Genomic DNA, 20,898 nt, shown 5'->3' with positions numbered 1-20,898 from the left:
TTGCCGGGCCCTCGTGCGTGTCTCCGGAGGCTAGGAGACGAGCACGTCGAGCGCGCTCGTGAGCGCGCCGTCAACCGCCTGCGTCACGATCTCGCGGTAGGGATCGTAGCCGTCCATCGAGTCGTTCTTCGCGGCGAGCGGGTTGCCGTCGATCGCGAACACGGCACCGGCCTCGATCCCGTGCAGCGAGGCGATCACGAAGAGCGCGGACGCCTCCATCTCGACCGCGACGATGCCCGCGCGCTGCCACATCTGGTGGTCGATGCCGACGATCACGTCGCTCGGGTAGAACATGTCGCCCGTGAGCACGATCCCGCTGTGCGTGCGCAGCCCGGTCTGCTCCGCCGCCGCGCGCAGGGCGATCGTGAGCTCGGGGGTCGCGATCGCGGGGAACTCGCTCGGCACGAGCTGGTGGCTGATCCCGTCCGCGCGCACGGCGCCCGTCGCCACGACGATGGCGCCGTCGACGACCTCCGGCTGGATGCCGCCCGCGGTGCCCGAGCGGATGATCCGGGTCACGCCGCCGCGCGCGAGCTCCTCGAAGCAGACCGCGGCGCCCGCGGCGCCCACGCCGTGCGAGGCGACCGTGACCGGCACGCCGCGGTAGCTGCCCGCGTACACGTGGTACTCACGGTTGGCGGAGAGCTGGCGCACGTCGTCGAGCTGCTCGGCCACGCGAGCGGCGCGGCCGGGATCCCCCACCACGAGTGCGCGGTCGGCGAGATCGGAGACGCGCGCGCGGAGCAGCGGGAGTTCGGAATCAGCGGGAAGACGGACGGGTGCCATGGTGGGCCTTTCGTGAGGGGGTGAGGGGCTGGCGCCGGGTTAGGCGGCGGGCGCCGGGTCCGCGAGCGCCGCGAGACGCGCCCGCGCCTCGGTGGCCCGGGCGCGGATCGCCGCGGCGTCGAGCGTGCGGTGCGCGCCGTCGGCGTAGACGTGGCGTCCGCCGATGAAGACGTGGCGCACATCAGCGCCGGTCGCGGCGAAGCCGAGGTGCGAGACGAGCGCCGCGGGCGTAAACGGGGTGGCCGACGAGCCGGTAACGTCGAGCGCGATCACGTCGGCGAAGCGGCCGGGCTCAAGAGCGCCGGTCTCCGGGAAGCCGATCGCCTCGGCGCCGCGGCGGGTCGCGATGTCGAGCACGTCGGAGGCCCGCACGATCGCGGCGTCGAGACGCGCGCCCCGGTGCAGGATCGTCGCGGTCTTGATCTCCTCGAACAGGTCGAGCGTGTTGTTGCTCGCCACGGAGTCGGTGCCGAGCGTGAGTCGGATCCCCGCCTCCTGCCACTCCGGGAGCGGCGCGATGCCGTTGCCGAGCTTCAGGTTGGAGACCGGGTTGTGGCTGATCGCGGCACCCGTGCGCGCGAAGAGCTCGATCTCGCCCGGCGTGAGGTGCACGCAGTGCGCGGCGAGCACCTCGGCGCGGAAGAGCCCCACGCGGTCCAGGTGCTCCGCGGGCGTTGCCCCGTACCGCTCCTGGATCTGTGCGACCTCGGCTGCCGACTCGGACACGTGGGTGTGGATCGGGATCCCGCGCTCGACCGCGCGCTCCGCGAGCTCGCTGAGGAACTCAGGCGGGCAGGTGTACGGCGCGTGCGGGCCGTAGGCGATCCGGATCTGGGGATCCTCGGCGTAGCGGCCGGCGAGCTCCTCCGTGAGCTCGGTGACGGCGGCACCGTTCGCGGGAGAGACGCCGGGGAAGCCGACCGTGTCCGGAGCGAAGGAGGCCGGGGCGATGAGCGCGCGCATGCCTGCGCCGCGCACGAGCTCGATGAGCCCGGCATCCCAGTGGTACATGTCGGCGAAGGCGGTGGTTCCGGTCTCGATCATCTCGACGAGGGCGAGTTCGAGCCCCGTGGCGACGTCCGCGGGGGTGAGGCGCTGCTCGAGCCCCTGAACGGCGGCGAGCCAGGGCATGAAGCCCTCGTCGTCGGAGACGCCGCGCAGCAGGGTCATGGCGGAGTGCGTGTGGCCGTTCACGAGGCCGGGCATGAGCACGTGGCCCCCGAGCTCGTGCACCGCGGCGTCCGCGGGGAGCTCAGCGTCGGGGCGCGGGGATCCGGCGTAGGTGATGCGTCCGGAGGCGTCGAAGGCGAGCTCGGCGGGGGCGACCGCGCCCGCGGGGGTGAGCATCGCGTCGGCGCGCAGCACAGTCGGCTGCGCGGCCGCGGCTGCGCGCGTGTTCTCGGTCTCGCTCATCGCGGTTCCTCCCTTAAAGATGCCCTGCCCCACTGTACCGGCCCGGGCTGCTCACGAGCGCGGTGCGCGGGCGCTACCAGCCCGGGGTCGCCAGCATGCCGCCGTCGACCGCGAGATCCTGGCCCGTGATGAAGCTCGCGCCCGCCGAAGCGAGCAGCACGCACGCGTTGCCGATGTCAGCGGCCGTGGCGAGCCGCCCGAGCGGGGCGCGCGACGTGTAACTCTCGACGCCCTCCGGCCACGCCTCGGCGAGGCCGGGCCGCGACACGAGCCCCGGCGACACCGTGTTCACCCGGATCCCTGCGGGGCCGAGTTCGAGCGCGGCGGCGCGGGCGTGCATCACGAGCCCCGCCTTCGCCACGGCGTAGTGGGCGTGGGCGGGGGCGGGCCGGCTCGCCTCGATCGACGCGATGTGCGTGATCCAGCCCCCGGCAGGCGCCCCGGCGCCGACAACGCCCGGATCGCCCGCGGCGTTCGATCCGTCCCGGTCCGCGCCGTCCCGATCCGCGGTGTCCTGCATGGCCGCCGCGGCCTCTCGCGACAGCTCGAACACGGCGCCCAGATTGGTGCCGAGCACCTCGTCCCACTCCTCGCGCGACGTCTCCGCGAGCGGCGTGAGCGGCTGGATGCCGGCATTGTTCACGAGCCCGTCGAGCCCGCCGAGCGCGGCGACCGCGTCCGCGACGAGGCCCGCAGCGGCGCCCGGCAGCGCCAGGTCGGCGCGCACGGCGACCGCCTCGACGCCGAGGTCCCGGAGCTCCTCAATCAGCGCGAACACGGGCCCGGCCGAGCCGCGATAGTGCAGGGCGAGCCGCGCGCCGGCCGCGCCGAAGCGCCGCGCGATGCCGCCGCCGATGCCGCCCGAGGCGCCCGTGATGAGCACCCGCTGGCCGCCGAGGTCGGGAAGGGTCGAGTCCTGACGCGTCACCATGCTTAGCCTCCGAGTCGTCGCTGGCGGGAAGAGTAGTCGCGGAGCGCGCGGAGGAAGTCGACCTCCCGCAGGTCCGGGTAGAGCGCTTCCACGAAGTAGAACTCGGAGTGCGCGGACTGCCAGATCATGAAGTCGGACAGGCGCTGCTCCCCCGAGGTGCGGATCACCAGATCGGGATCGGCCTGGCCGCGCGTCCACAGGTGCTCCCCGATCGTCTCGGGGGTGAGCCGCTCGTCGAGCGTGTCGATCGTGCCGCCCGCGGCCTGGTGCTCGGCGATCACGCTGCGCACGGCCGCGGTGATCTCGCTCCGGCCGCCGTAGCCGACGGCGAGGTTGATGTGGAGCCCCTCGTGATCGGCGGTGCTGCGCTCGGCTGCGGCGAGCGCGTCGGCGAGCTGCGGCGAGAGCCCGTCGCAGGAGCCCACGTGCTTCACGCGCCAGCGCGGGTTCTCGGCGAGCTGGGTCGCGAGTTCGCCGATGATGCCGAGCAGGTCGTCGAGCTCCTGGCGATCGCGCGCCTTCAGGTTGTCGGCGGAGAGCAGGTAGAGCGTCACGGTGCCGATGCCGGCTTCCTCGCACCAGCCGAGGAACTCGGGCACCTTCCGGGCACCTGCCCGGTGGCCGAAGGCGGCGCGCTCCTGCAGGCGCTGCTTGGCCCAGCGGCGGTTCCCGTCGACGATCACTGCGATGTGAGCGGGCACCCGAGCCGGATCGATCTCGCGGCGCAGCCGACGCGAGTACACGCGGTACAGCAGACCGGTGCGGGGCGTCGACGGCTGGGCATTCACCCTCAGAGTGTACCGGGTCGTGCCTGGGCGGGGCTCGCCGATCCGGGCCGCGCAGCTGGGGATCCCCCACACATATGCCCCATCGGATCTGTACGGAACATACACTCGGGGCATGACCTCCTCCGGTGGCAGCACGTCCGTCCCCGACGAGCGCGCGGGGCACGATCCCGCGGGCGAGCCGGCCCATGTCGAGCGCCCCTTCCCCGAGCCCGACCGCCTCTCGCTGCCGCTGCTCGCGGACGCGCTCGAGCACGCGGAGCTCGAGCACGCGGGCACCGGGGACGCGGAGCCCGCCGGTGCGGAGCGGAGCGCGGGGCCGCGCACGGCCGGCGCGGAGGCGCTGCCCGCCGAGGTGAAGCCCCGGTGGCGCGGCTGGATCCACGCGGGCACGTTCCCCGTCGCGGTCGCCGCGGGCATCGTGCTCATCTGCCTCGCGCACGGTCCGCTCGCGAAGTGGGCGTCGGCCGTGTTCACGCTGACGAGCATGCTGCTGTTCGGCGTCTCAGCGCTGTACCACCGGATCAACTGGAGCCCGAAGACGAAGCAGCTGTTCCGCAGGCTCGACCACGCGAACATCTTCCTGCTGATCGCGGGCACCTACACGCCGCTCGCCCTCCTCGCGCTGCCGCTCGACAAGGGGGTGCTGCTGCTCGTGCTCGTGTGGGCGGGGGCGCTGCTCGGGATCGGCTTCCGGGTGTTCTGGATCGGCGCGCCGCGCTGGTTGTACGTGCCCCTCTACGTGCTGCTGGGCTGGGCGGCGATGATGTACATCGTCGACATCGCGCACGCGAACCTCGCCGCGATGGTCCTCGTGGTGGTCGGCGGGCTGCTCTACACCGCGGGATCCATCGTCTACGGCTTCAAGCGCCCGAACCCCGTGCCCGGCGTCTTCGGCTTCCACGAGATCTTCCACTCGCTCACGGTGATCGCGTTCCTCTGCCACTGGGCGGCATCGCTGCTCGTCGCGCTGGATCCGGTCTACCTGCGCTAGTCCGCGGCAGGCTCCCCCGCCAGGACGCCGAGCACGGCGGCGCCGTAGCGCTCGAGCTTCACCTCGCCGATGCCCGAGATGGCGAGCAGCTCGGCGTCGCTCCCTGGCTGGTGCACGGCGAGCGCGGCGAGCGTCGCGTCGCCGAACACGACGTAGCCGGGCACGCCCTGACGCTTCGCTTCCTCGGCGCGCCAGGCGCGCAGGCGTTCGAAGACCGCGTCCTGCTCGGGGGTGAGATCCGCCGCCGCGGCCGAGCGCTTCGCGCCGCCGCCCGCAAGGCCCGCGCGGGAGCCGCGCCCGGAGCGCGCCGCGCGCGCGACGACCTCCTCGCGCATCATCACCTGTTCCTCGCCGCGCAGCACGGGCTTCGCGGCCTCGGCGGGCGCGAGCACACCCCACTCACCACGCGCCTCGAGGTGGCCGGTGGCGAGCAGGTGCCGCACGACGCCGCGCCACTGGGCGACCGACCACTCGGCCCCGATCCCCCACGTGGTGAGCTCGTCGAGCCGGAGCTGCGTGACGCGCTCGGAGCCCGTGCCGCGCAGCACGTCGATGTGCTGCCCCGCCGCGAAGGTGCGGCGCCGCTCGCGCTCCGTGCGGATGATCGTGGAGAGCAGCATCTGCGCGGGGATCGTCGCGTCCCACAGCTGGGGCGGGTGCAGGCAGACGTCGCAGTTGCCGCACGGTTCGCTGCGGTCCTCGCCGAAGTAGCGCAGCAGGAACACCCGCCGGCACGCGACGCCCTCGCAGAGCGCGAGCATCTGGTTCAGGTGGCGCGTCTGGTTCGCGCGCGTGGCCTGATCCCCGTCGCCCGACTCGATGAGCTGGCGCTGCTGCACGACGTCGGCGAGCCCGTAGGCGAGCCACGCCTCCGAGGGGAGCCCGTCACGGCCCGCGCGGCCCGTCTCCTGGTAGTACCCCTCGATGGACTTCGGCAGGTCGATGTGGGCGACGAAGCGCACGTCGGGCTTGTCGATCCCCATGCCGAAGGCGACCGTGGCCACGACGACGACGCCGTCCTCGCGGAGGAAGCGCGTCTGCGCGTCGAGCCGGGTCTCCGCGGGGAGCCCCGCATGGTAGGCGACGGCGTCGATCCCGGCGTCGCGGAGCGCAGCGGCCGTCTGCTCGACGCGCTTCCGGCTGAGGGCGTAGACGATGCCGGCCTCGCCTGCGTGCTCGCCGCGGATGAAGGCGATGAGCTGCGCGCGAGCGTTCTGCTTCGCCTCAATCCGGTAGCGAATGTTCGGGCGGTCGAAGCTCGACACGAAGTGGCGGGCCTCGCCGAGGTGGAGGCGCTCGGTGATCTCGCGGTGCGTTTCGGGCGTCGCGGTCGCCGTGAGCGCGATGCGCGGCACGTTGGGCCACAGCTCGGCGAGCTGGCCGAGGCGGAGATAGTCCGGACGGAAGTCGTGGCCCCACTGCGACACGCAGTGCGCCTCGTCGATCGCGAAGAGCGCGACGTGCCCCTGCCCGAGCAGTTCGACGGTGCCCGGAGCGGAGAGCCGCTCCGGCGCGAGGTAGAGCACGTCGAGCTGACCGGAGCGGTACGCCTGCTCCACCTCTCGGCGCTCGTCGATCGACATCGCCGAGTTGAGGGCCGCGGCCCGCACCCCGGCGAGGCGCAGGGCCGCCACCTGGTCGTGCATGAGCGCGACGAGCGGCGAGAGGACGATCCCCGTCCCCTCGCGCACGAGAGCCGGGATCTGGTAGCAGATCGACTTGCCGCCGCCCGTCGGCATGAGCACGACCGCGTCGCCGCCGTCGATCACGTGGCGGATGATCTCCTCTTGCTCGCCGCGGAACGCGTCGTAGCCGAAGACCCCCGAGAGGACGGTGAGCGGATCGTGCCCGACCGCCTGGACGGTGCCGAACGGGGTGGGCGTCGCCGCAACGGGCGGGGCCGCAGTGGGCTGGGCCGCGGGGGCGCCGCCGGTGCCCCGCGCCGGATCCGCCGTCCCGGGGGCCGGAGCACCCCAGGCCTCGCCCGGCCAGCGCTCGGCGTCGCCGAAGCCACCGGGCTCGTCCGCGTCCCAGCCGTCCCCGAACGCGTCGGGGTCGCCCCAGGGCGCGGCTCCCGCCCCGCTCATCGAGCTCAGTTCCGCTGCTCGGCGTCCGAGCCGGGCTCGCCCAGCTCCTCGGCGATCTGCGCGCGCACCTCGTGCCGGTAGGCGTTGCGGCGCAGTCGGCTGACCAGCAGGAAGCCGAGGCCGATGATGCCCGCGGCCATCAGCCCCGTGAAGATGAAGCCCTCGACTCCGGGGCTCACCGTGTTCGGGTCGAACTCGGTGCTCTCCTCAGCGACCCGCAGTGCGATACTCATCAGGCTCATGCGTCCTCCTCCGTGATGCCCTGGAACAAATCTGCTTCGAACTCGCTCGTCGCCACACGCGACGCAGCGAGCCGGTAATCCTCAAACGGCCACGCCTGACGCTGCACGTCGTTCGGCCAGAAGAAGAACGGGCTATCGGGCGGCACCTGGCTCGCGTGGGCGCGCAGCGCCTCATCGCGACGCTCGAAGAAGCGCCCCACCTCGATCTTCGCGGTGCTGCGGTTCAGCCGCTTCGACATCCGCTCCCGCATCTCGCCGAACTGGGCGACGAGCGGCGAGCTGGGCTCGTGGTCCACGAGCCACTGGTAGACCGTCTCGATCCGCTCGACGTTGAAGATCTCCTCGTAGTAGAGCTTCCCGATCTCCCACGGCTCGCCCGCCTCCGGGTACGCCCCGGCCTCGCCCGAGCGCTCCCAGGCGATCCGGCTCACCTCGTGGCAGCGGATGTGGTCGGGGTGCGGGTACCCGCCCTGCTCGTTGTACGTGATCATCACGTGAGGCTTGAACTCGCGCACGAGACGCACGAGCGCCTCGGCCGACACCTCGGCGGGGATGTCCGCGAAGGAGCCGACCGGGATCGGCTCCCCCGCGTCGGGAAGGCCGGAGTCCTCGTAGCCGAGCCAGCGGTGCTCGAAGCCGATGATCTCCTGGGCGCGGGCCATCTCGTCGCGGCGCAGACCCGCGAGATCGCGCCGGCTCTTCGGATCCCGCGCCACCAGCTCGTTGAGCACGTCGCCGCGCTCGCCGCCCGTGCAGCTCACGATGAGCACCTCGACGCCCTGGTCGAGGTAGTGGGCATAGGTGGCGGCGCCCTTGCTGGATTCGTCGTCGGGATGCGCGTGCACCGCGATGAGCCTGAGCGTCATGCGCTTCCTCTCACGTGCTTCCCGGGCGGATCCCGGTACTCTGGCAACAGGGACACAGTTTACCCAGTCTGGATCGGAGGTTCCCGTGTTGGATGCGGTCGCCGCCGTCGACGCGGATTCCGCGACGACGCAGCGCTTGGAGGATCGCTACGGGACCGGGAAGAAGCGCAGCTTCGACCGGCGCTTCGCCTGGGGCGCGGCGGGCCTGCTCGTCGCCGCGGGCCTCGGCTTCCTCCTCTTCTCGGGGTGGCAGAACTCCAACCAGGTGTCCGCGCAGGACATCGGCTACACGCAGGAGAGCGAGCTCGTACTGAACGCGAAGTTCGAGGTCAGCGCGCCGCCGCAGACGCCCGTCGCGTGCGCCGTCGAAGCGCTGAACACCTCGAAGGCGACCGTCGGCTGGAAGATCGTCGAGCTGCCCCTCACGGACGCGCGCACGCACACCGTCACGACGCGTCTCGTCACGACCAACCCGGCCACGGCCGTCACCACGCGGTCCTGCTGGGTCGTCGAGGACGCTTCGAGCGAGTAGCCGCGGTCGCGGGTTTCCGCGACTCAATCCCGCGACACCCGGGATCCCGCTGCTACGCTGGATGCCACGCCCTGATCCGTCAGGGCGTTGTGTGTATTTCCGCGTGCGCCCGGATCGGGCCCGCACGCACTCACCGAAACGAGGATCGACTATGGCCGAGCCCACCCAGACCTGGCTGACGCAGGACGCGTACGATCGGCTCACTGGCGAGCTGGAGCAGTTGACCGGCGCGGGCCGCAAGGACATCGCCGCTCGGATCGAGGCTGCCCGCGAAGAGGGCGACCTCAAGGAGAACGGCGGCTACCACGCGGCCAAGGACGAGCAGGGCAAGATGGAGGCCCGCATCCGCGACCTCGAGGAGCTGCTGAAGCACGCCGTCGTGGGCGAGGCCCCGCAGGCGAGCGGCGTGGTCGAGGTCGGCACGATCATCACCGCGAACATCTTCGGCGACGAGGAGCGCTTCCTGCTCGGCAACCGCGAGCTGGCCGACGGCTCGGACCTCGACGTCTACAGTGCCGAGAGCCCCCTCGGCGCCGCGATCCTCGGCCGCAAGATCGGCGAAGAAGTCAGCTACGCCGCTCCGAACGGCACCCAGATCTCGGTGCAGATCCTCGGGGTCGACACCTACGCGGGCTAGAACCCGGAACCGCTGCGGCGGGGCGCAACCTGCGGGTGGCGCCCCGCCGCTGGCGTTTTCAGGGAACGCCGCGGCGCGCGCATCGCGGTGCGCGCGCCACGCGCGAGCTCAGCCGGCGAGCTCGGCCCAGATGTCCACGCCGAGCTTGACCGTCAGCACGCCGACGACCGCGAGGAACAGCACCCGCACGAAGCGCGAGCCGCGCGCGATCGCCATGCGGGATCCGAGGAGGCTCCCGACGATACTCGCGGCCCCCATCGCGAGCCCGAGCGGCCAGAGCACCGCGCCGAGCGGGATGAAGAACAGCAGCGCCCCGAGGTTCGTCGCGAAGTTCACGAGTTTCGCGGTCGCGGTGGCGCGCAGGAAGTCGTAGCCGAGCAGGCCGACGAGGGAGATCACGAGGAACGTGCCGGTGCCGGGACCGAGCAGCCCGTCGTAGAAGCCGATGGAGGCGCCGATCGTCCCCGAGACCGCGAGCTGCGCGAGCCCGCGGTGCCGCAGGCGCGTCGCCTCGCCGAGCGTGGGTTTGAGGAGCGTGATGAGCCCCACAACGACGAGGGCGACGAGGATGATCGGCTTGAACACCTGCGCCGGCAGGAACGCCGCGAGCGAGGCGCCGCCGAACGCGCCGAGCAGCGCGATCCCCGCCATCGGCAGGACCGTGCGCGGGCTGGGCCGCACCCGGCGCGCGTAGGCGACACTGCTCGTCGCGGTGCCGAACACCGAGGCGAGCTTGTTCGTGGCGAGCGCCTGGACCGGCGTGATCCCCGGCACGAGGAGCAGCGCGGGCAGTTGCAGCAGGCCGCCCCCGCCCACGACGGCGTCGATCCACCCCGCCGCGAAGGCCGCGACGAGGAGCAGGGCGAGCACCCCCGCATCGGTGTCAGCGGGAAGCAGCCCGTCCACGGGCGGTCACCCGTGCGGGCGGCGCCCCGCGCCGCCCGCACCCCGGGTCATGGCCGCTCGCCCTGCACGGAGATCACCTCGGTGACCGTGCCGTCGCGGTGGAGGCGGGGGTCGTCCGGCTGCACCGGAATCGTCGCCGTCGTCGCCTCGGGCCCGCCCGGGCGCTTCTGCGTGCGGCGGCTCCTCCCCTCCAGCCACTTCGCCACGGCCGAGAGCATGAGGCACATCAGGATGTAGATGCCGCCGATCACGAACGCCGACTGCAGCAGCGGGCGCCCGAACTGCACGTTACTGCTGAGCTGCTTCGCCAGGTAGAGCAGCTCGGGGTAGGTGATGATGAAGCCGAGCGCGGTGTCCTTCATGGTGACCACGAGCTGGGAGACGATGACGGGCAGCATGGCCCGCACGGCCTGCGGCAGCAGGATCAGCCGCATCACGCCACTCTTGCGCAGGCCGATCGAGTACCCGGCTTCCTTCTGGCCGCGCGGCAGAGACTCGATCCCCGCCCGGAGCGCCTCGGCGAGCACCGAGCCGTTGTAGACGACGAGCGCGATCACGACTGCCGCGTAGGGCTCCATGCTGACGCCGACCGAGGGCAGGCCGTAGTAGAGCAGCATCATCATGACGAGCACGGGCACCGCGCGGAAGAGCTCCGTGACCGCGGTGATGGGCACGCGCACCCAGCGGTGGTCGGAGAGCCGGCCGATCGCGAGCAGGAAGCCGAGCACCACGCTCAGCACGGCCGCGAGGCCGAACGCCGCGAGGGTCTTGCCGAGCGCCGCGAGGATTTGCTCCCAGATCGTCGCGTAGGTGAACAGGCCCCACTTCGTCGCCGAGAACTGGCCCGAAAGGGCCAGGCGGTACACGATGAAGGCGATGATCGCCCCGACGACCAGCACGGTCGCGACGGCGAGCACGCGGTTGCGCGCGATCGCGCGGGGGCCGGGAACGTCGTACAGCACAGAAGTCATCGCACGATCCTCCACTTCTTCTCGAGACGGTGTTGCACGAGGCTGAGGAGCATCACGAGCACGACGAACACGAAGGCGACCCAGAGCAGGACCTCCATCGGGCTGCCGGGGCGGCCCGCCGCGTCGTTGATCGTGGCCCGCAGCGCGGCGAGCTCGGCGACCGAGAAGCCGGCCGCGACGGTGGTGTTCTTCAGCAGCGCGATGAAGACGCTCATCATCGGCGGGACCACCGAGCGGAACGCCTGCGGGAGCACGACGAGACCCATGACCTGGCCGAACGGCAGCCCGATCGCGCGTGCCGCTTCCGCCTGCCCCACCGGAACGGTGTTGATGCCTGCGCGGAGCACCTCGGCGACGTACGTCGCCGTGTAGATGCCGATCGCGAGGATGCCGAGGAGGAGCGTGCTCAGCTTCGGCAGCCCGAGCGCGGGGTAGCCGAGCACGAAGAAGAAGAACACGAGCGTGAGCGGGGTGTTGCGGATGAGGGTCACGTAGAGGGTGCCAACGCCCCGTGCGATCGGCACGGGGGACACCCGCATGGCGCCGACGATCACGCCGAGCACGAGGGCGAGCACCCCTCCCCCGAAGAACACCAGGAGGGTGTTCGTGATTGCGGTTCCCCAGAGATCGAGGTTCCCGAAGATGACGTCCATCCGTCAGTCCTCTCGGTCCAGCGTCCGGGGCGGGCGCCGCAGCCCCCGCCCCGGACGCGTGAGCGGTTAGTAGGCGTCCACCTGGGGCTGATCCACAGAGATCCCCGAGCTGCCGAGGTTCTTCTCGAAGATCTTGGTCCACGTGGCGCCCCCGTCGGTGAAGAGCGTGTTGATGTGGGCGCGGAGCGCATCGTCGCCCTTCGCGAGGCCGACGCCGTACTTCTCCTCCGTGAACACCGGCCCCGTCGTGACCATCAGGTTCTCGGGATCCTGCGCGGCGTAGCCGATCAGGATCGCCTGGTCGGTGGTCACGGCGTCGACCTGGCCGTTGACGAGGTTCTCGACGCACGCTGAGTAGAGGTCGAACTCCTGCGTCTTGATCTTCGGGTAGTTCTCCTTGATGTTCTGGATCGGCGTCGAACCGGTCGCCGAGCACACGGTCTTGCCGTCGAGCTCTGCGAGCTCCTGGACGTCGGCGCTGCCCTGCTGCACGAGGAGGCCCTGGCCCGTGATGAAGTAGGGGCCGGCGAAGTCGATGTCCTGCTTGCGCTTGTCGTTGATCGAGTACGTGCCGACGTAGTAGTCGATGTCGCCGTTCACGATCGCCTGCTCGCGGTTGGCGGAGGCGATCGCCTTGTACTCGATCTTGTCCTCGCCGTAGCCGAGGGAAGCGGCGATCCAGCGCGCGATGTCAACGTCGAACCCGCTGCGCTCCTTCGTCACGTTGTCGAGGTACCCGAGCCCCGGCTGGTCCTCCTTGACCCCGATGACGACCTTGCCGCGCTCCTGGATCTCGTCGAACGTCGGGCTCCCCTCGAGCTGCACGTTCTCGGCGGGCTGCGGGATCACGGACTCGGTGCCGCCGCCTCCGCCCGCGGCATCCGTGGGGCTGCCGCTGTTGCAAGCGGTGAGCGTCAGCGCGGCGGCGGCGATGAGGGCGCCTGCCGCGAGGAACTTCTGGGTACGCATGGTGGTTTCCTTTCGGTGGATCGGATTTCGGGTGCGCGCGAGCATCGCTCCGCCGGCTGACGGAGTCGCTCACACGCGGGCCGCGCGGGTCAGTTGGTGATGAGCTTCGAGAGGAAATCCCGCGCGCGCGTGCTCTGCGGGTTCGTGAAGAACTCCTCGGGCGTCGCCTGCTCGACGATCTGCCCGTCGGCCATGAACACCACGCGATCCGCCGCGCGGCGGGCGAAGCCCATCTCGTGGGTCACCACGATCATGGTCATGCCCTCCTTCGCCAGGCCGACCATCACGTCGAGCACCTCGGTGATCATCTCGGGATCGAGGGCGCTCGTCGGCTCGTCGAACAGCATCACCTTGGGGTGCATGGCGAGCGAGCGGGCGATCGCGACGCGCTGCTGCTGGCCGCCGGAGAGCTGGGCCGGCAGCTTCGCGGCCTGCTTCTCCACGCCCACCCGGGCGAGGAGCTCCATCGCCTCGCGCTCGGCCTCCGCGCGGCTCACGCCGTGCACCTTGATCGGACCGAGCGTGACGTTCTCGAGGATGGTGAGGTGGGCGAACAGGTTGAACGACTGGAAGACCATGCCGACCTCGGCCCGCAGCTTCGCGAGCGCCTTGCCCTCGGCCGGCAGCTCCCGGCCGTCGACGCGGATCGAGCCGCTCGTGATCGTCTCGAGGCGGTTGATCGAGCGGCACAGCGTCGACTTCCCCGAGCCCGATGGGCCGATGATCACGACGACCTCGCCCGCGTCGATCGCGAGATCGATATCGGTCAGGGCCTGGAACTCGCCATAGTGCTTCTGCACGTTCTCAACGACCACCAGCGGTTCGCGCGCGCTCATCTCGTCTCCGTCTTCTGGATCTCGACCCGATCCGCGCTTCGCGTCCCGGGCCTGCTGCCTGTCTGAACGATCCGGGGTGCGTTGCCGCCCCGAGACGGAGTGCGACAAGCGCGTTCACCATCGAACCGCTTGCCCCAAGCTAGGCCCGGCCGCGCAGCGCGGTCAGCCCTCTTGAGCGCTTCTTGAGCATTCGCTTGAGCGCTTCTTGAGATTCGGGATCGGATCAGCGCCGGGCGTCGATGTAGAACTCCGCGGCGCCCGGGTGGAGCTCGAGCGGGGCGGTGAAGATCGCCTCGCGGCGGTCCAGCAGCTCGGCCGCGGGGACCTTCCGCGCGATCGTGGATCGCGCGGCGAAGAGCACCCGGGTCGCGTCGAAGATCAGCTCGTCGTCGGCGTCGGCCGCGGCGACGAGGAAGTTCGGCACCGTCATCGTGCTCGTCTGCGGCTCGGCCCCCGAGATCCCGATCGGAAACTCAGTGAGCCGGTACACCGCCGCGTGCCGGGCATTGACCCGCGACACCGTGCCGGCGTCAATGGGGAGGAGGCGGATCGGCTGGTTGCGCGCCAGCCGCTCGATCGAGGGGGTCGGGAGCCCGCCGACCCAGAAGAAGCCGTCGATCTCGCCGCGGCGGAGCGCCGCGATCGAGGCCTCGAGGCCGAGCGCCGGGTTGTCCACCTGATCGGGCGCGACGCCCGATGCCTCGAGGACGCGGCCGGCGATCACCTGCACGCCCGACGTCGCCGAGCCGAGCGAGACGGTGCGCCCCGCGAGGTCGGCGATGCTGCGCACCTCGGAGTCGGCGGGCACGACGACCTGCACCGATTCGTCGTACACGCGCGCGACGGCGCGCAACGGAAGCGGCTCCGAGAAGCTGCCGGTGCCGGCGATCGCGTCGGCCGCGGTGTCGGCCTGGGAGAAGCCGATGAGGGCCTCACCCGCGGCCACGCGCTGCAGGTTGTCGACCGAGCCGTCGGTCTCGGCGACCGCGACGTCGACGCCCAGCTCGCGGCGCAGGGCCTCCGCGAGCTGCTCGCCGTAGGTGTAGTAGATGCCGGCGACCCCGCCGCCCGCGATGACGAGCTGTGGCGCCCGGCCGGAATCGGCTGGTGATCCCGCGCTGGATTCCGCTCCGGATCCCGCACCGGATCCCGCGCAGCCGCTCGCGCAGAGCAGCGCAGCGAGCACCGCGAGCGCCCCCCGCAGGGCCCGCGCGTGCCGCAGCCGCCCGCGCATCACTGCCCCGCTCCCGGGAGCCGCAGCACGACCCGCAGTCCGCCGTCCTCGGGCGCCTGCACCTCGACGCCGCCGCGCAGGTCTCCCAGCAGGTCGGAGGCGATGGCGAGCCCGAGCCCGGATCCCGGCACGTTCTGATCCCGCGGGCTCCGCCAGAACCGGCTCGTCACGAACTCGAGCTCCTCCGGCGCGAGACCGGGCCCGCGGTCCCGGATCGCGATGCGGCAGCCGTCCGCGTCACGATCCACCGTCACGTCGACCGCCGATCCCGCCGGGGCGAACTTCAGCGCGTTGTCGAGCACCGCGTCGAACGCGCTCTCGACCGAGGTCCGGTCGGTGAGGCTGAACGCCGACGGCTCCCCGCGCAACTCGACCGCGACGCCGCGCTCGGACGACACCGGCTCCCACGCGGCGATGCGGCCGGCCGCGAGCTCCACGAGATCGACCGCGGCGAAGGCGGAGTCCTGTCCCCCGGATCGCGCCATGCCGAGCAAGGCGTCGAGGATCTCCGTGAGTCTGCGCCCCTCGGCGCGGGTCTTCTCCACGTCGGGCTCCCACGAGTCGTCGAGCCCGGTCGCCAGGTACTCGACCCGCATGAGCAGGGCGCCGAGCGGGTTCCGCAGCTCGTGCGAGGCGTTCATCGCGAATGCCTCCTGTCGCCGCATGACCCGCTCGATCTCCTCGGCCATCTGGTTGAACATGCGGATCATCCGCCGCATCTCCGGCGGGCCAGTGTCGTCCGCGACGCGCGCGTCGCGCTCGCCCCGCTCCACCGCGGCCATCGCTCGGTCGACGCGCAGCATGGGGCGCAGCACCCAGTTCGCGAGGCGGATGACGGCGAACAGCAGGAGCAGCACCGTGAGCAGGCAGGCCGCCGCGAGCACGCCCCAGTGCGTGAGGATCTGGGTGCGCACCCGCTCCGCGTTCTCCGCGATGAAGATGGCGCCGATCACGTTCCCGTCGTCGAACACGGGCTCCACCGCGACCAGTTCGCCGAGCGACCAGGGGAGCACGGGCGGCTCCGGATCGCTCCGCCGCCCGGAGAGCGCGAGCGCGACCTGGTTCTGCGCCGCGCCGTCGAGCGCGTCGAAGCTGCCCCCGCCCGAGGCCCACAGCTTCCCGCTGCGGTCGAACACCGCGATGCGCGTGCCGTAGAGCTCGCTGAAGCGGGCCATCTCCCCCGCCACAGTGTTGGCGCTCCCGGCCCGCAGGGCCTGCCGCACGCCGCTCTGGAAGTAGCTCAGGTCCCCGAGCTGCTGGCTCGACACCTCCTCCTGCACGGTGCGCGCGACGCTCCAGGCGTACGCGCCGCCGAGCGCGAGCAGGATCACGGTCATCGGGATCAGGAGGACGAGGACGAGGCGCTGCCGCACGGTTCACACACCCGTCAACCGGTACCCGACGCCGCGGACCGTCGCGATGAGCGACGGCCGGTCGAGCTTGCGCCGCACGGAGCCGACGTGCACTTCGAGCGAGCGACTGAAGCCGTTCCAGTCGCTCCCCCAGACCTCGCGGATGATGCGGTCCCGCGGCACCACCACCCCGGGGTATCGCACGAGCACTGCGATGATGTCGAACTCCTTCGGGGTCAGTTCGACCGGGCCCCCGTCGACCAGCACGAGCCGGTTCGCGAGGTCGATGTACACGCCGTCGACCGAGACCCCGGAGCTGTGCTCCGCGTCGCTCGGCAACGCGCGCGAGCGCCGGGTCACGGCCTCGATGCGGGCGACGAGCTCGCGCACGTCGTAGGGCTTCACCACGAAGTCGTCGGCCCCCGCGTGGAAGCCCTTGATCCGCTCCTCGACATGGCTCCGCGCGGTCGCCACGATGATCGGCACTCCGGAGAGGCCGCGGATCCGCCGGCACACGTCGAGGCCGTCCATGTCCGGTAGTCCGAGATCGAGCAGCACGGCGTCGGTATCGGCCCCGAGCGCCTCGAGCGCGGCGGCCCCGCTGCCCACGCGCTCCGTGGTGTACCCAGCCTGACGGAGGAACGCGCCCAGCGCGTCGGCAACGCGCTCGTCGTCTTCAACGATCAGGATCTTCATGTCGGCCTTCTCCGCCCGCTCGGGAACACCCCCATCCCTCCATTCTAGGGAGACCCGAGCGGCGGGCCGGACGCGGGCCGCCTACTCGTACATGCCGATGTTGATCGGCCCCGTGAGATCCGGCGCGGGAGCCCGCAGCCCGCGCGTCGTGATGAGCAGGTAAGCCGCGCCGAGCGCGAGCCAGATCCCGCCGATCACCATCGACACCGCATCGAGGCTCAGCCACAGCCAGACGTTGATCATGACGCCGACCGCGGGCACGAGCACGAAGCCGAGCCAGGCGCCCGGCCCGCGCCGCTTCAGGAAGCGGAAGAACACGAAGATCACCGACAGGTTCACGAAGGTGAACGCGATGAACGCACCGAAGTTGATCATTGAGGCCGCCCGGTCGAGGTCGACGAAGAGCGCGGTGAGCGCAATCGCGGCGACGATGAGCACGTTCACCACCGGGACCCCGGTGCGGGGGTTGATGCGCCCGAACAGGCGCTTCGGAAGCGCCCCGTCGCGACCCATCGCGTAGAGCAGCCGGGCGGCGCTCATCTGCTGCGTGATGCCGCACCCGAGCACGGCCATCATGTAGCCGCCGACGAAGATCGCCTGGAACGCCGCCCCGCCGATGTACTTGGCGATCTCGGGCGACGCCCCGACGATGTCGCCGAGCTCGCTCACGTCCGGGAAGAGCACCTGCATGACGTACGTGACGGTGACGAAGAAGGCCCCGGCGACGCCGATGATGATGAAGATCGCACGCGGGATGTCGCGCTCGGGCCGCTCCGCCTCCTCGGCGAGCGTGGACACAGCGTCGAAGCCGAGGAATGAGAGCGCGAGCACGGCCGCTCCCGCGGAGATCGCGACGAGCTGCACATCGCTCGAGATGAACGGCCGCGCGCTGAAGCCCGAGCCGTTCGCCCCGTTCGTGATGTTCACGATGGTGAGCACCACGAAGACGACCGCGACGACGAGCTGGATCCCGACCAGGATGATGTTCATGCTCGCGGCGAGCTTCACGCCGATCAGGTTCATCGCCGTGCAGATGCCCACCGTGAGGAGCACCCACACCCAGAACGGCACATCGGGGAAGACCGCACCCATGTAGATCGCGGAGAGAATCGCGTTGATCATCGGCAGGAGCAGGTAGTCGAGCGTCGCCGCCCACCCCACGAGGAAGCCGAGGTGCGGATTGATCGCCTCCTTCGCGTAGGTGTACGCGGACCCCGCAATCGGGAAGAACCGCACCATCCGGGAGTAGCTGAACGCGGTGAAGAGCACCGCGACGATCACGACGAGGTACGCGAGCGGCACGTGGCCGTCGGTCACATCGGAGACGATCCCGAACATGTCGAACACCGCGAGCGGGGCCATGTAGGCGAGCCCGATGAAGACGAGGTGCCGCAGCTTGAGCGTGCGCTTGAGCTGCGCCGGGGCGCCGGCGGCCGCCTGAGCGGGGGCCGCCGGTCGCGCGGAGGAGGTGGTGGTGGTGGTGGGTGATGACGCCGTTGACATCGTGTGCTTCCGATCTAGTGGGTGTGCCCGTGGTGGTCGCCCGCGGGCTCGCCGCAGGCCTGGCCCGCCCCGCCCGGGTCCTGGCTGCGCGCGGCGGCGGCCGCGCCGCCCTGCTCGCCGTGCACGTCGTGGATCGCGGAGCCGCCCACAACCGTGAGGTCGGCGCGCTGCGCGAGCAGCTCGGCGGGGTCCATCGCGTACAGGTCGCCGGACCAGACCACGAGGTCGGCGAGCATGCCGACCCGCAGCGTGCCCACCGTGTCCTCGCGGTGGAAGGCCTCCGCACCGCCGGTCGTGTAGGCGCGCAGCGCGCGATCCAGGTCGAGGCGCTCGTCCGCGGTCCACGCGTCGGTGCCGTCGAGGCGCGAGCGGGTCATCGCGCTGAACAGGCCGACGAGCGGATCCATCTCGCCCACCTGCCAGTCGCTCGAGAAGGTGACGCGCGCGCCCGAATCGATCATCGACTTGAAGCGCCACGCGCGATCCCAGCGGGCCTCGCCGACGTTCTCCATCCAGGTGCCCGCGACGAGGTCCGGGGAGGCGTGCCGGGGCTGCATCGCCGCGACGACGCCGAGCTCGCGGAACCGAGGCAGGTCCTCGGGGGCCAGGCACTCGACGTGCACGATGCCGTGCCGGGTGTCGCGCACGCCGTTCGCGCGGCGGGCGGCCTCGATCGAGTCGAGGGTGAGCTGGATCCCCCAGTCGCCCGTCGCGTGCGTGTGCACCTGGTAGCCGAGGCGGTCGAGCTCGACGAAGAGCTTCGTGAACTCGGAGGGCTCGAGGCTCGGGTGCCCGCGGTGCCCGGGCCGGTTCGCGTAGTCCTGCAGCATGGCGGCCGTGTGCGGCTCGATCACGTCGTCGGCGTAGAGCTTCACGGGGCCGAGCGAGAAGCGCTCGTGCTGCGGGGTCTCGCGGATCGCCTCGGTGATGCGCGAGCGGAAGTCGCCGTCGGCGCCGACGGGGTGGTAGATCGCGGCGATCGTGCGCGAGGTGAGCTTGCCCTCGCGCTCGGCGCGGGCGAAGAGATCGAGCTCGGCGAGCGGCACCTGCGGCTCGACCACGGTCGTGATGCCGACCGAGGCCGCCATCTCAAGGCTGTTCGTGATCTTCCGGTAGCGGCGATCGGGCGAGTACATCGGGATGTCGCGCTGGAGCTCCGCGAGGCCGTCGATCGTCATGGCGCTCGTGTAGAAGTCGGTGACCCAGCCGGTCGGCTCGCCCGTGGTCGGGTCCATCTCGGGGTTGCCCCACGCGATGTCGCCGCCGTTCAGGATCCCGAGCTTCGCCATCGCCGGGCGGTTGAGCCAGACCGAGTGCTGATCGTAGGTCGTGATGAAGACCGGCTTGTCAGTCGTGCCGACGAGGTCGTCGGCGTTCGGGCGCCGGCCCTCGACCACGGAGTAGAGCGCGTTCTCGGCGCAGATCCAGTCGAGCTCGGGGTGCGTCTCGGCGAACTCGGCGATGCGCCGGCGCACGACGTCGAGGCTCTGCACCTGGTCGAGGCTCACGGCGAGGTCGTCGAAGCCGAGCAGGAGGTGGTTGTGCGTGTCCGCGACGCCGGGCGAGAGCAGCCGCCCCTCGAGCTGCACGACCGTGCGCGCGGCGGGTGCGTCGGCGGCCGATCCCGCGTAGCTGATGCGATCGCCCGTGACGCCGAGGGCCTCGACCCAGGGCTGCGCCGGATCGAAGGTGCGGATCGGCCCGCCCGTGTAGAGAGTGTCGACGACCATGTCTGCTCCTAGGTTGTGGGCGCCGATTCTTCAGCGCTCCGCGAAGTTATTTAACACAAGAGTAAATTAATTCACTCGAATGTCAAATAACCGCGATTCGGCGGCCCGCCGGGCGAGCGCTCTGGCATACTGACAGGCGTGGCACGACCGAGTACGCAGAAGCAGCGCCGCATCGAGGTCATCGACGCGGCGCTCGCCGCTGCCGCGGAGCACGGGCTGAGGAACCTGTCGCTCACCGACGTGGCCAACCAGGCCGGCGTCACCCGCGGCGCCCTGCTCTACTACTACGACGACCTCGACGCGATCCTCGTCGAGACCCACGCGGCCGGCATGGCGCGCGTCGGCACGGAGCGCGCCGAGCTCGTCGCCCAGCACGACACCCCCGCGGGCAAGCTCGCCGCGGCGATCGACGCGGGCCTGCCGAGCGGCCCCGATGACGCGCTCATGCGGCTGCTCTACGAGTTCGACGTGCTCGCGGGGAAGTCGCCCCTGCACGACGCGCTCGTGCAGCAGCTCTACGGCGAGCAGCTGCAGCTCTACACCGGGATCCTCGAGGAGGGCGCCGCATCGGGTGCGTTTTCACTGACGGGGCCCCTCGCCGACACGGCGATGAACTTCGTCGCGCTGGAGGATGCGTACGGCCTGCACATCGTGGCGGGCGGCAGCATCACGGTCGCCGATGCGCGCCGCGCGATCCGGGCGTTCGCGGCGCAGGCGGGCGCTCCGCTCGGCTGAGGTGGCTGGGCTGGGTGGGGTGGGCTCCTCTGGGTGGGGC

21 protein-coding genes are annotated in these 20,898 nt (G+C 71.2%); 4 read left to right on the top strand and 17 right to left on the bottom strand.

The window, feature by feature from the left end:
- Positions 1-30 precede the first annotated feature (30 nt).
- The 4 genes from U874_RS0113360 to U874_RS0113345 all read right to left on the bottom strand — a co-directional run bounded on the left by U874_RS0113360 (position 31) and on the right by U874_RS0113345 (position 3,918).
- Positions 31-786 (bottom strand): nucleoside phosphorylase, encoded by a 756-nt coding sequence (locus tag U874_RS0113360; protein ID WP_025135038.1) that lies wholly within the window; start codon positions 784-786, stop codon positions 31-33.
- A gap of 39 nt (positions 787-825) precedes the next feature.
- Positions 826-2,199 carry an amidohydrolase family protein gene (locus tag U874_RS0113355; RefSeq protein ID WP_025135037.1) on the bottom strand — a complete coding sequence of 458 codons (1,374 nt, stop codon included), beginning with the start codon at positions 2,197-2,199 and terminating at the stop codon, positions 826-828.
- A 73-nt stretch (positions 2,200-2,272) separates the two neighbouring features.
- Positions 2,273-3,130: an SDR family NAD(P)-dependent oxidoreductase gene (locus U874_RS0113350; protein WP_029988480.1), complete on the bottom strand. Its 858-nt coding sequence runs from the start codon at positions 3,128-3,130 to the stop codon at positions 2,273-2,275.
- Positions 3,131-3,132: 2 nt separating this feature from the next.
- Positions 3,133-3,918: an isoprenyl transferase gene (locus tag U874_RS0113345; protein WP_025135035.1), complete on the bottom strand. Its 786-nt coding sequence runs from the start codon at positions 3,916-3,918 to the stop codon at positions 3,133-3,135.
- A gap of 340 nt (positions 3,919-4,258) precedes the next feature.
- On the opposite strand from U874_RS0113345, the gene U874_RS0113340 reads away from it, so the two are divergent.
- A complete protein-coding gene (locus U874_RS0113340; RefSeq protein WP_051582933.1) occupies positions 4,259-4,909 on the top strand; it encodes a hemolysin III family protein in 651 nt (216 codons plus the stop codon).
- On the opposite strand, the gene recQ is transcribed toward U874_RS0113340, so the two are convergent.
- The 3 genes from recQ to mca are packed head-to-tail and all read right to left on the bottom strand — an operon-like array spanning position 4,906 to position 8,104.
- Positions 4,906-6,996 carry a DNA helicase RecQ gene (gene recQ, locus U874_RS0113335; protein WP_025135033.1) on the bottom strand — a complete coding sequence of 697 codons (2,091 nt, stop codon included), beginning with the start codon at positions 6,994-6,996 and terminating at the stop codon, positions 4,906-4,908. The two genes, U874_RS0113340 and recQ, sit on opposite strands and share 4 nt — an antisense overlap.
- A 5-nt stretch (positions 6,997-7,001) precedes the next feature.
- On the bottom strand, positions 7,002-7,238 hold the full coding sequence (locus U874_RS0113330) for a hypothetical protein (protein ID WP_025135032.1): 237 nt from the start codon (positions 7,236-7,238) through the stop codon (positions 7,002-7,004).
- Positions 7,235-8,104 carry a mycothiol conjugate amidase Mca gene (gene mca / locus U874_RS0113325; RefSeq protein ID WP_025135031.1) on the bottom strand — a complete coding sequence of 290 codons (870 nt, stop codon included), beginning with the start codon at positions 8,102-8,104 and terminating at the stop codon, positions 7,235-7,237. Before mca ends, U874_RS0113330 begins: the two co-directional genes overlap by 4 nt.
- A gap of 85 nt (positions 8,105-8,189) precedes the next feature.
- Here mca and U874_RS0113320 point away from each other — a divergent pair, with 85 nt between their 5' ends.
- Positions 8,190-8,636: a DUF4307 domain-containing protein gene (locus U874_RS0113320; protein WP_029988478.1), complete on the top strand. Its 447-nt coding sequence runs from the start codon at positions 8,190-8,192 to the stop codon at positions 8,634-8,636.
- Positions 8,637-8,787: 151 nt separating this feature from the next.
- Positions 8,788-9,273 (top strand): transcription elongation factor GreA, encoded by a 486-nt coding sequence (gene greA / locus U874_RS0113315; RefSeq protein ID WP_025135029.1) that lies wholly within the window; start codon positions 8,788-8,790, stop codon positions 9,271-9,273.
- A 108-nt stretch (positions 9,274-9,381) separates the two neighbouring features.
- Here greA and U874_RS0113310 read toward each other — a convergent pair whose 3' ends face one another.
- The 10 genes from U874_RS0113310 to U874_RS0113265 all read right to left on the bottom strand — a co-directional run bounded on the left by U874_RS0113310 (position 9,382) and on the right by U874_RS0113265 (position 20,123).
- Positions 9,382-10,179 carry a TSUP family transporter gene (locus U874_RS0113310; RefSeq protein WP_025135028.1) on the bottom strand — a complete coding sequence of 266 codons (798 nt, stop codon included), beginning with the start codon at positions 10,177-10,179 and terminating at the stop codon, positions 9,382-9,384.
- Positions 10,180-10,226: 47 nt separating this feature from the next.
- Positions 10,227-11,150 carry an amino acid ABC transporter permease gene (locus tag U874_RS0113305; RefSeq protein ID WP_025135027.1) on the bottom strand — a complete coding sequence of 308 codons (924 nt, stop codon included), beginning with the start codon at positions 11,148-11,150 and terminating at the stop codon, positions 10,227-10,229.
- Complete coding sequence (locus U874_RS0113300; RefSeq protein WP_025135026.1) at positions 11,147-11,803, bottom strand: amino acid ABC transporter permease; 657 nt, start codon at positions 11,801-11,803, stop codon at positions 11,147-11,149. Before U874_RS0113300 ends, U874_RS0113305 begins: the two co-directional genes overlap by 4 nt.
- Positions 11,804-11,869: 66 nt before the next feature.
- Positions 11,870-12,772 (bottom strand): glutamate ABC transporter substrate-binding protein, encoded by a 903-nt coding sequence (locus U874_RS0113295; RefSeq protein ID WP_025135025.1) that lies wholly within the window; start codon positions 12,770-12,772, stop codon positions 11,870-11,872.
- A gap of 89 nt (positions 12,773-12,861) precedes the next feature.
- Entirely contained in the window at positions 12,862-13,608 is a 747-nt protein-coding gene (locus tag U874_RS0113290) for an amino acid ABC transporter ATP-binding protein (protein WP_025135024.1), read from the bottom strand.
- A gap of 223 nt (positions 13,609-13,831) precedes the next feature.
- Positions 13,832-14,842 (bottom strand): TAXI family TRAP transporter solute-binding subunit, encoded by a 1,011-nt coding sequence (locus U874_RS0113285; protein WP_051582932.1) that lies wholly within the window; start codon positions 14,840-14,842, stop codon positions 13,832-13,834.
- On the bottom strand, positions 14,842-16,215 hold the full coding sequence (locus tag U874_RS0113280) for a HAMP domain-containing sensor histidine kinase (RefSeq protein WP_025135022.1): 1,374 nt from the start codon (positions 16,213-16,215) through the stop codon (positions 14,842-14,844). Before U874_RS0113280 ends, U874_RS0113285 begins: the two co-directional genes overlap by 1 nt.
- 3 nt (positions 16,216-16,218) lie before the next feature.
- Positions 16,219-16,890, bottom strand: coding sequence for a response regulator transcription factor (locus U874_RS0113275; protein ID WP_025135021.1), 672 nt, complete (start codon positions 16,888-16,890; stop codon positions 16,219-16,221).
- Positions 16,891-16,971: 81 nt separating this feature from the next.
- Complete coding sequence (locus U874_RS0113270) at positions 16,972-18,393, bottom strand: APC family permease (RefSeq protein ID WP_025135020.1); 1,422 nt, start codon at positions 18,391-18,393, stop codon at positions 16,972-16,974.
- Between the two features lie 14 nt (positions 18,394-18,407).
- Complete coding sequence (locus U874_RS0113265) at positions 18,408-20,123, bottom strand: amidohydrolase (RefSeq protein WP_025135019.1); 1,716 nt, start codon at positions 20,121-20,123, stop codon at positions 18,408-18,410.
- A gap of 138 nt (positions 20,124-20,261) precedes the next feature.
- Here U874_RS0113265 and U874_RS0113260 point away from each other — a divergent pair, with 138 nt between their 5' ends.
- Positions 20,262-20,858, top strand: coding sequence for a TetR/AcrR family transcriptional regulator (locus tag U874_RS0113260; RefSeq protein ID WP_025135018.1), 597 nt, complete (start codon positions 20,262-20,264; stop codon positions 20,856-20,858).
- Positions 20,859-20,898 lie beyond the last annotated feature (40 nt).

It is taken from the genome of Leucobacter sp. PH1c (assembly GCF_000633415.1).
In the GTDB taxonomy this organism is placed as follows: domain Bacteria; phylum Actinomycetota; class Actinomycetes; order Actinomycetales; family Microbacteriaceae; genus Leucobacter.
The sequence above is the reverse complement of the archived record's forward strand: the minus strand, read 5'-3'. Positions and strand labels throughout refer to the sequence as shown.